At 36.8% G+C, this 10,731-nt stretch carries 8 protein-coding genes; 5 read left to right on the forward strand and 3 right to left on the reverse strand.

Translation table 11 applies throughout. The annotated features are described in order from the left end of the window. The first annotated feature begins 21 nt into the window (after positions 1-21). On the forward strand, positions 22-582 hold the full coding sequence (locus tag AOG55_RS04895; RefSeq protein WP_048101004.1) for a DJ-1/PfpI family protein: 561 nt from the start codon (positions 22-24) through the stop codon (positions 580-582). Positions 583-605: 23 nt separating this feature from the next. Here AOG55_RS04895 and AOG55_RS04900 read toward each other — a convergent pair whose 3' ends face one another. Next, positions 606-2,645, reverse strand: a complete 2,040-nt coding sequence (locus AOG55_RS04900) for a xanthine dehydrogenase family protein molybdopterin-binding subunit (RefSeq protein ID WP_055032306.1) — start codon at positions 2,643-2,645, stop codon at positions 606-608. Between the two features lie 96 nt (positions 2,646-2,741). Between AOG55_RS04900 and AOG55_RS04905 the strand changes: the two genes are divergently transcribed. The 3 genes from AOG55_RS04905 (at position 2,742) to AOG55_RS04915 (ending at position 7,387) form a co-directional block, all read left to right on the forward strand. Beyond that, positions 2,742-4,214 (forward strand): FGGY family carbohydrate kinase, encoded by a 1,473-nt coding sequence (locus AOG55_RS04905; protein WP_054964137.1) that lies wholly within the window; start codon positions 2,742-2,744, stop codon positions 4,212-4,214. A 76-nt stretch (positions 4,215-4,290) separates the two neighbouring features. After that, the gene (locus AOG55_RS04910; protein WP_048101002.1) at positions 4,291-6,549 is read left to right on the forward strand and encodes a DNA topoisomerase I; all 2,259 of its coding nucleotides are present in this window, start codon (positions 4,291-4,293) and stop codon (positions 6,547-6,549) included. Then, entirely contained in the window at positions 6,530-7,387 is an 858-nt protein-coding gene (locus tag AOG55_RS04915; RefSeq protein WP_231563392.1) for a presenilin family intramembrane aspartyl protease PSH, read from the forward strand. The genes AOG55_RS04910 and AOG55_RS04915 overlap by 20 nt, the downstream gene beginning before the upstream one ends. On the opposite strand, the gene purH is transcribed toward AOG55_RS04915, so the two are convergent. After that, on the reverse strand, positions 7,384-8,886 hold the full coding sequence (purH, locus tag AOG55_RS04920) for a bifunctional phosphoribosylaminoimidazolecarboxamide formyltransferase/IMP cyclohydrolase (protein WP_048101001.1): 1,503 nt from the start codon (positions 8,884-8,886) through the stop codon (positions 7,384-7,386). The genes AOG55_RS04915 and purH overlap by 4 nt on opposite strands. A 131-nt stretch (positions 8,887-9,017) precedes the next feature. Here purH and AOG55_RS04925 point away from each other — a divergent pair, with 131 nt between their 5' ends. Further along, positions 9,018-10,232, forward strand: coding sequence for a methionine adenosyltransferase (locus AOG55_RS04925; RefSeq protein WP_156150271.1), 1,215 nt, complete (start codon positions 9,018-9,020; stop codon positions 10,230-10,232). Between the two features lie 28 nt (positions 10,233-10,260). On the opposite strand, the gene rimI is transcribed toward AOG55_RS04925, so the two are convergent. Then, on the reverse strand, positions 10,261-10,719 hold the full coding sequence (rimI, locus tag AOG55_RS04930; protein WP_048101000.1) for a ribosomal protein S18-alanine N-acetyltransferase: 459 nt from the start codon (positions 10,717-10,719) through the stop codon (positions 10,261-10,263). Between the last annotated feature and the right edge of the window lie 12 nt (positions 10,720-10,731).

Consider the following 10,731-nt stretch of genomic DNA (forward strand, 5'->3'; position numbering starts at 1 on the left):
GTATTTTTATGTTATTATAATATGGTAAAAATATTAATTCTTACAGGAGATGCAGGAGAATCTCTGGAGGTAATGTATCCACTACAGCGAATGAGGGAGGAGGGCTATGACGTTGATGTTGCCGCACCTGAAAAAAAGAAGATACAGCTTGTGGTTCATGATTTCGAGGATGGATTCGACACATATACAGAAAAATTGGGATATAAGCTTCAGGCAGATCTGGCATTTAGGGATGTAAATCCTTCAGAATACGATGCCTTAATTATCCCGGGGGGCAGGGCACCTGAATATATAAGAAATGACCCTGATTTTAAAAGAATAGTTAAGTACTTTTTTGAAAAAAATGAACCGGTGGCAGAGCTATGCCATGCACCGCTGGGATTGGCTGCTGCGGGTGTTTTGAAGGGAAGAAAAACTGCAGCATATCCGGCACTTGCACCTGATGTTGAAATTGCAGGGGGCACATTTGTGGATGGCGCAGCCGTCATCGATGGAAATCTAATATCGGCAAGGGCCTGGCCAGATCATCCACAGTGGATGCGTGAATTTATAAAATTGTTAAAATCAAGATATGAAAAATAAAATATTTTTTTAAATCCACAATATTAAAGGTAATCCGGACCAATTGGAGTAATCCTTACCCTCCTTCCGGTATTAAGTTCTATGGCCCTTGCAAGGGCTGATGGCGTGCCTATAGTTGGGGATTCTCCCAGACCTTTGGCATGGCTTGGTACATCGGATGGATTCTCGGCTATATGTATATGAAACTTATCCGGTATATCATCTGCCTTTAACAGCCCCGCCAGTGATATGCTGTTTGTAATCAGCTGGCCATCGTCTGAATATTTTATGCCCTCTGATAATACCTGGCCAATGCCCTCAAGGGCGCCACCCTGAATCTGACCAATAACATTTCCCATATCCAGAACATTGCCAAGATCGTAATAACAGTACCAGCCGGTTATATCAACACTGTGGTTTAAAACCCTTGCAGTGATCATGTTTGCATTTAATGAATTAAGTGAAAAATCGGCAGAGAAGAAATCCTCTGCATCAAAGTGATTATTGAGTAATTTGTCCGGTGCGTATTCTCCAAATTTGGATTTTACCTGTTCCCTTATCTTCTTGCATGCATTTACAAGAGCCGAACCACCCACTATGGCGGACCTGCTTCCCCATGCACCAACACCCTCATCAAGCTCCTTTGTATCACCATTTTCAAGTGTAACCAGAGATTCATCAACATTAAGATATTCCTTTATTATATTCCTTGCCCATGCCTCATGACCCTGCCCATGTGTATCACCACCGAGATAAACCTTTATATGTCCATCTCCTGAAACTATTCTGGCACTTTCTCCGGGCCTTGTTGATGGAATTAAAACAAAGAATGATAGTCCTGTTTTTTCATTCTTTGATATTTCATAATAATTCATGGTTTTAAGGGCTTTTTCAAGGAATGGCCTGGATGCATCCATGACCTGAAGCCCGGTTGGTGATGTAAACGGTACATCGGATGCATTTATTAACCTTACATCTGCAGGGTCCTTTCCAATTCTATCTGCAAGCAGGTCAATCATCCTCTCCATAATAAATGATGCCTCCGGCCTGCCAGCACCCCTGTATGGGCCCATTGGGGATTTATTTGTTATTACAGATGAAGCCTCAACATAAACATTTTTTATTAAATACGGCCCGGTTATCTGATATCCTATAAAATAGGGTGCAAAAGAACCCGTACCAGCATCATATGCGCCTGCATCAACATAAAGTTTAACCTGAATGCCGGTGATTTTACCATTATTTTTTGCATATATTTTTGCCCATGATTTTACACCTCTGCCCGCATATGCCGCCATGAGGTATTCAGATCTTGTTTCTATCCATTTTACCGGCTTTTTATATTTCATTGAAGCATATGCCGCAATTAAATATTCGGGATAATAACCGCCCTTGGAACCGAATGCACCGCCGGTATCAGCCTGAATCACCCTAATTTTATCCCTATCAAGGCCAAGTGTGGATGCCAGACCATTCTTTATTGAATGTACAGACTGCGTTGAGGCATAGAATGTTAAAAAACCATCCCGATAATCTGCAATGCATCCCCTTGTTTCTATGGAATTGCCAAGGATTCTTTCATTAAAAAATTCATCCTCCAGGGAGATATCATAATCTATATCCTTTTCATCAAATTTTGTGCCAAGTGTATACGATGCCAAAATATTGCTGGATGCACCGTTATGAACAGGATCACTTTTAAGTGATTCATCAATGGATGATACTGCCTGCATTGGTTCGAAATCGACGTTTACTTCAGAGAGTTTATCCTCACTATCATATTTATTTTTCCCAAAAACAGCAGCTATGGGCTGACCAACATAGTTTACATAATCAATCGCAAGTACCGGTTCCCGATATAATTTTAAATCCTCTCTTCCTCCAGAAAGATCAGCCATCTCTCCCACTGCAGCCTTATAGTATGCCCTGAGTTCATGTGAATTTAATCCACCATCTATATTCTTTAACCTTGCCCTTGCATATGGGCTTCGATAAATACTCATATAAAGCATGTCCAGCAGATTTATATCATCTATATACCTTCCACGTCCGTTAACCAAAAACGCCTTTTTTCCAGAATACATATGGGTCAATAACATGAAGCATTTAAAAAAGATTTCGAATATACAATTAATTAATAAATAATTTATATCAATATTCTTTTTTGCATAAAATTAATTATGTTTATTCTTTATAATGGTTTATCCATGAAAAAATATTTCATATCAATAGATGAGGGAACAACATCAACAAGGTCAGTAATATTCAATGATGATGGAAAAATTGTGGGAATTGAATCTGAGAGAATTAATCTATATTATCCGGGCAATGGCCTTGTTGAGTTTAATCCACTTGAAATTTATAATGCAGTTTTAAGAACATTAAAAAAATCAATGGAAAATGCAGGAATAGATTCCAGCCAAATATGCTCAATTGGAATTACGAACCAGCGTGAGAGCATTATAATATGGAATAAACGTACAGGAATCCCTGTTTATAATGGCATATCATGGCAGGATAAAAGGAAAATGGATATTCCAGATTTTAATAATTATAAAAAATTGATAAGAAGAAGAACAGGGCTTGTTGCAAATCCATATTTCAGTGCAATGAAAATTAAATGGGTGCTAAATAATGTTAAAGATGAATTAGGCACGGTTAAAAATGGGGACTTGCTTGCCGGAACCATGGATTCATGGATACTATGGAAACTTACAAATGGGGCCGTGCATGCAACTGACCACACAAATGCATCCAGAACCATGCTGTTTAATATTTCAAAACTTTCATGGGATGATGATTTACTTGAAATATTTAAAATACCCAGAGATATTTTGCCTGAGGTACATTCATCCACGCATAATTTTGGATATGCAAAAATAAGTGGAAATAGCATTCCTGTAATGGCCATGGCAGGCGATCAGAGTGCATCCATGGTGGGCCAGAACGCACTTTCCAACGGAAACGTAAAGAATACTTATGGAACTGGATCATTTATAATGGCAAACACCGGCAAAAGGATTCTAAATGCCCATGGCCTTATATCCACAGTGGCATATTCACTTAATGATGGGTGTGCATATTATGCGCTTGAGGGAAGCATATTCAACTCGGGATCGGCATTTGAATGGGCACTAAAGGCATTAAATGGAAAAAATACATGGTATAATCTGGATAATAAAAATGATGTTTACTTTGTTCCGGCATTTTCTGGCCTGGGATCACCTTACTGGAATGATGGTGCCCGTGGCATGTTTATAGGCATAACAAGAAATACCGGAAATAAAGAGCTTATTTCAGCGGTTATCAAATCTATTGCATTCCAGGTGGAGGATGTTATTAGAATTATAAGAAAAAAGTTGGGTATAATTGATTTGAGATGTGATGGTGGGTCCAGCAGAAATGATGAACTTATGCGCTTCCAGGCGAGGCTATCCGGAATTAATGTATTAAGGTCAGAAAATCCTGAAAACACTGCTGCAGGTATTTTTTACCTGAATGCGGTATCCTCCGGCATTATGAAAATTGATGATATAAAGCATCTCTGGAAATTTGACAGAATATTTAAGCCTGATCTGAATCCCGATTCATATATAAATGATTATTTAATTTGGAGAAGGGCTGTTAGGAGATCATTGAACTGGATAAGATGATAAAAATGTTAAAATTAAATTTAATCATTTATTCAATAATCTTTATGTAACATGGTATTATAATATCCTGAAATAAATGTCGATTAATCTAATTATAGCAGAAAAGGCTGATGCAGGCAGGAGGATAGCATATATACTTTCAGAAAAAAACATGCACCAGAAAAAGTCAAAGAATATAAGCTATATTGAATTTGATGATAATGGTGAAAAAAATATAATGGTTGCACTTAGCGGCCATATTGTTGAATCTGATTTCCCCGAAAGTTTTAAGGACTGGATAAAATCAGACCTTGATAAGCTTATAGATTCAGAGATTGTTTATAATATTAAGAATAAAAAAGCCTCTGATGCACTTCAATCATTTAATGATATAAAAAGAGTCATTATTGCAACTGATTATGATCGTGAGGGTGAGTTAATAGGTGTTGAATCTTTAAAATTCCTTAAAAATTATACAGAGGTAAAGCGTGCAAAGTTCAGTGCACTCACAAATCAGGAAATAAAGGATGCATTTAAAAATTTAATAGACGTTAATTATGGACTTGCAGATTCGGCAAGGGCCAGGGAGGAAATAGACCTTCTATGGGGTGCAGTTTTAACCAGATTTTTTTCGGTTACAAGCAACAGATTATGGAAGGATTTTATTTCTGTGGGCCGTGTGCAGACCCCAACACTTGCACTTATTGTCAAGAGGGAAGAGGAAATACAGAACTTTATACCTGAAAAATATTATCAGATTTCTGTAAAATTTAACAAAAAAATAGATTTTACGGCTAGATATGAAAAAGATATTAAGGATAAATCCGAGGCTGAATCAATTTTTAATGACATAAATAACAGGGATGGCACGGTAAAAAGCTATGATAGGGAGGAGAAGGAAGTTTATAAGCCTGTACCATTCAGCACAACAGAATTTCTGAGAGAGGCATCAAGGCTTGGCATTACACCTTCAAATGCAATGAAGGTGGCTGAAAAACTTTACATGTCTGGATTAATAAGCTATCCAAGAACTGACAATACAGTGTATCAAAGGTCAATACCATTAAAAAGCATAGCTGAAAAATTCCTTAAATCAGATTATGAAAACGAGGCGAAACTTGTAATCAATCAGGAAAGGATTATTCCATCAAGGGGAAAAATTGAAACAACTGACCACCCTCCAATATACCCTGTTAATTTACCGCAAAAGCCTTTGAATGGAGCATATAAAACAGTATATGATTTAATAGTTCGCAGATTTCTCGCAACGCTTTATAAAAATGCAAGGATAGAGTCATCCAGGGCAGAGATAGAGATAAATGGTCATATGTTTGTTGCAACAGGCCAGAGAATACTGGATCCGGGATGGTATGAAATTTATAAATTTAGAAAATTGAATGAAATTAGGCTTCCAGAATTAAAATCTGGAGAATCTGTAAGTGGCAGGGAATGGAACCTAGAGGAAAAGGAAACAGAACCCCCAAAAAGATATGACATAGCATCACTTTTAAAGATGATGGAGTCATTAAACCTTGGAACCAAAAGCACCAGGCATGATATAATACAGAAACTAAATGATAGAAATTTTGCCACAGGCAATCCTGTAAGGCCAACACCGCTTGGCATAGGATTTATTAAATCAGTAACATCAATCGATTCTGATATTGCAAAACCGGATATGACTGCAAAACTTGAAAAGGAAATGGATGAAATAGCCGAAAATAAAAAGAATGAAATTGATGTTGTTAATGAATCCAGATTAATGCTTCATGAGGTGCTTAAAAACTTCAGGTCAAACAGGGATAGCATTAAGGAAACAATAACAGAATATGCAAATAAGGGTGAGGTAATTGGAAAATGCCCCATTGATAATGGTGACATATCCGTTATAAAATACAGAAATTTTGAAAAAATAAAATGCAGCAACGATGAATGCAAAATAAACTTTAATATATCTGGAACACCATTAATACAGTTAACAGATAAAAAATGCCCTGTATGTGGATTGCCATTAATAAAAATAATAAGGAGGGGGCAATCACCTGAAATAAGGTGCATTGACCCAGAATGTTCCTATAATAAAAATACTTATGGAAAATGCCCCTCGGATGGCGGTGATTTGATTATAAGGCAGTCAAGATATGGAAAACGGTTTCTTGGGTGTTCAAATTATCCAAAATGCACTGTAACATATCCGCTGCCGCAGAAGGGAATAATAAACAGCACCGGTGAGGTGTGCCCTTACTGTGGTGCACCGTTGCTTTTATTAATTAACGGTAAAAGAAGGTGGAAGTTCTGCCCAAATATAAAATGTGAATACAACAGGAAGGATAAGGGTGAAAAAGCTAAGGAGTGAATTACTGGCAGTGTTCTTTTTCGTTTTATCTTCATTGCTGGCTCTTTATCTGGCAATAAATATACATCAAATACCAGGCATAGCAAGTGAGAAATCAGCGGTAAATATCTATTTTGTCCTCTATTATCTTGTATTTTTAATTGTATTTACAGCCATTATCCTGATGCTTGTAAAGAAGCATGCTGATATCATAAGGGCCATTTTTCTGGCAGCGGTAATATACATGGTATTCGTGGTATCAAGCATAATAGCCGATATAATTTCAGTTAATTTTATTGAATATTATCTAATTATAATATTAATAACCGGTATCTTTGGGTATTTAATTATATTTAAAAATGAATGGTATATCACAGATGCGGCCGGTATATTAATGATAAGCGGTTCTGCTGCCATCCTTGGCAATATTTTAAGAGTGTATATTGCAATAGCACTTTTAATAGTTTTTGCAGTCTATGATTATATATCTGTTTACAAAACAAAGCATATGGTATCCCTGGCAAGGGCAGCAGTTGACAATTCATTTCCATTGATGTTTACACTGCCTGAAAATTATAACATGAAACTCCGGGATCTTACATTCGATAATCGCGGTGAGAATAATGTTATGATGCTTGGATTTGGTGATATGGCAATACCTGAAATACTGGTAATATCAGCCAGTATAAGTAATATCTCACATATATATTTGTATTTTATACTAACAACGCTTGGTTCAATAACTGCCATGATAATTCTTTTTTATATAAATAAAAATAAGCCTGCCCCGGGGCTGCCATTAATAAACTCCGGTGCCATAGCAGGTTATCTAATTGCATTAATAATAACAATAATTTAATGTAAAAACACTCTTTTATTGGTAAAGTATAGCGGCATCTTATATTCATTTGCACGGTTTATTACATCTGCATCCCTTATGGACCCACCCGGTTCTATTATTGCTGTAATTCCATGCTTATGGCATTCTATTACAGAGTCATCAAACGGTATGAATGCATCAGATGCCATCACAGACCCGGACGCATTATCTCCCGCACGGTCTATTGCAATCTTTAATGCCTCTATTCTTGATGTTTGGCCGGCTCCAATTCCTGTTGAAACTTTATTTTTGACCAGAACCATTGCATTGCTTTTTGTATGTGCAACTATCTTCCACGCAAATTTTAAATCGTTTATCTGTTCCTCAGATGCCTGATATTCTGTTTTAAGATCCATGGATTCAAAATTGGGATTTAGCCTTGTCTGAACCAGTACGCCACCGGAAACAGATGAAATGGCATATGAATTATCCCTTTCCATATTTGCCCTTAGTATCCTTAAATTCTTTTTCTTTTTTAAAAGTGAAAGGGCATCACCATCATAATCTGGGGCTATTAAAACCTCTATAAACTTATGCTCCATTTCCCTGGCTGTTTCAATATCCAGCTTTCTATTTACAGCAACAACAAAACCATAGGCTGATTCAGGGTCTGCATTATATGATTTATTAAAGGCCGCACTCAATGAGGCATCAGAGGCCACACCGGATGGTGTCCTGTGCTTCACTATAACTGATGTTGGTTCATCAAAATCCTGAACTGTTTCCAGCGCGGCATTGGCATCCAGTATGTTATTGTATGATAATTCCTTGCCATTTAACTGTACGGCATTTGGTATTCCCAATTTTTTTTCTGTGCGGTACATAAATCCCTTCTGATCGGGGTTTTCACCATAACGCAATTTGACACCATCATAGGCGTGTATAAATAATTCATCTGGTTCCTCACCATTGAGACGCTGGTACAGGTTATTATAAATATTTATATCATAAACTGCAGCACGGGAAAACGCCCTTAATGCAAGGTACTCACGTGCCTTCATTGATATCTCCTTGTTCACATTGAATTCATCCTCTACATACTGGTAATCATCAGGATCAGAAATCACAACAACGTTTTTATAGTTCTTTGCGGCAGCCCTGATTAATGATACACCACCTATGTCAATATTTTCAATCATTTTAGCCAAATCCCCAGTTTTTGCCGCCTCACTGAATGGATACAGATTTGAAATTAAAATATCAAAATCTGGATAATTATATTTTTTAAGCTCGTTATTGCTTTTTAAATCCCTTTTTGATAAAAGCCCGGAAAATATTGCAGGGTGAAGTGTTTTCACACGACCGTCTAAAATATCCCCAAATCCTGTTAGTTCAGATGTTGGAAATGCCTTAATGCCATTATCTGACAGATATTTGAATGTGCCATCAGTTGCATATATTAACTCAATATTATTACCCATAAATTTCAAAAAATCAAGCAGGCCGGATTTATTATAAACACTTATAAGGGCTTTCATAATAGGATATAAAAAGTTATAATAAAAATGTATTGATACGTGCGTATTACTGATAGTAATATTAATAAGTAAAGAGTAATTTAATAACCGTTTATGCAAAAGATTTAAGAACATTTACCAATCAATTCACCATGGAATCACAGTTAAAAGTGGAGAGAAACATACAGGTTGAACAGATAAAACAGAGCCCAACTGCAAGCAGGGAGGTTGAAATTGTAGAGAGAAAGGGTATTGGCCATCCTGACAGCGTTGCGGATGGGATTGCCGAATCAGTAAGCCGGGCACTGAGCAAGTATTATATTAAGAACTATGGCAGAATTTTGCATCATAACACCGATCAGGTGGAGGTTGTCGGCGGGCAGGCTGATCCAAAATTTGGTGGTGGCAATGTACTTGAACCAACATATATATTATTAAGTGGGAGGGCCACATCAACCGTTGGTGATGAAAGGGTTCCTGTAAAATCAATTGCAATAAAATCAGCAAAGGATTATTTAAGGGATCATTTTCCGGATCTTGATATAGATGCTGATGTTATGATAGACTCCAGAATAGGAAATGGATCTATAGATTTAAGGGGTTTATATGACACAAGAAAATTCAAGGCAAATGACACATCATTCGGTGTGGGATTCGCACCATTTACAGATACAGAAAAAATTGTAAAATTAACAGAAAATTACATAAACGGTGAATTAAAGAAAACACTTCCACAGATAGGTTATGATATAAAGGTTATGGGGTTCAGGAAAAACAAAACCATAAACCTTACAGTGGCAGCAGCATACGTTGATAAGTATGTGAAGGACCCAACAGAATATTATTCAATAAAGGAAGAATTAACAAACAAAATTATGGACAATGCCATAAAATACACGGACAATGATATTAAGGTATTTGTTAATACCGGGGATATAAAGGAGGATAAGGTTTATTATCTTACAGTTACTGGCCTCTCAATGGAAAACGGCGATGACGGCTCTGTTGGAAGAGGCAACAGGGTAACAGGGCTTATCACACCGTACAGGCCCATGAGTATGGAGGCTGCTGCGGGAAAGAACCCGGTTACACATGTTGGAAAGCTTTATAATGTGCTATCAAACATAATTGCAAACAAGATTGTTGAGGAGGAGGGTGGCGATATCAAGGAGGTTCTTGTGAGGATAGTATCACAGATTGGCAGGCCCGTTGATGAGCCCCATGTTGCCGGAATACAGGTTATATATGAGGACAATGTGGACCATTCCAAACATAAAAACAACATAAGGGCAATAGCCGATGACAAGCTTGCACATATATCTGACCTTACAAACATGTTCGTTGATGGCAAGGTTGATGTATTCTAAATTTATTAATAATTTTTAAAATTAATTTTTATAAAATTTTCCACATTAAATATGCATCTGAAAGATCAGAATAATAATTCTTTAATGTTGATATAATTGAAAAACCATTCTTTTTATAGAACCTGATTGCATTTTCATTGTCTGTTCTAACCTCGAGCCTAATTGTTGACAGACCGAAGCCAATCATGACCTTTGTAAGGTCGTTTAAAAGTTTAAAACCTATACCACTGTTTCTGTAATTTTTATCAACGGCAAATAAAAGTACGCGACCCTCAGTACCGGAATACTTTGACCCAATAATGAACCCGGTTATATCATTTAAATTATCATAGACAAGAAATGCCTCAGGCCATGCATTATAAAGGTCAATTATAAGGGATTTTGTATAATACTCTGAAAGTGATTCACGGATTATCTGCATAACCCTGTCTGTATCCTTTGGTTCAAAGCGGCGCGTATAACCAAAAAATGAGTTATTTATTGCCATTCAATATATAAA

This window comes from Acidiplasma cupricumulans (assembly GCF_001402935.1).
Classification (GTDB): Archaea; Thermoplasmatota; Thermoplasmata; order Thermoplasmatales; family Thermoplasmataceae; genus Acidiplasma; species Acidiplasma aeolicum.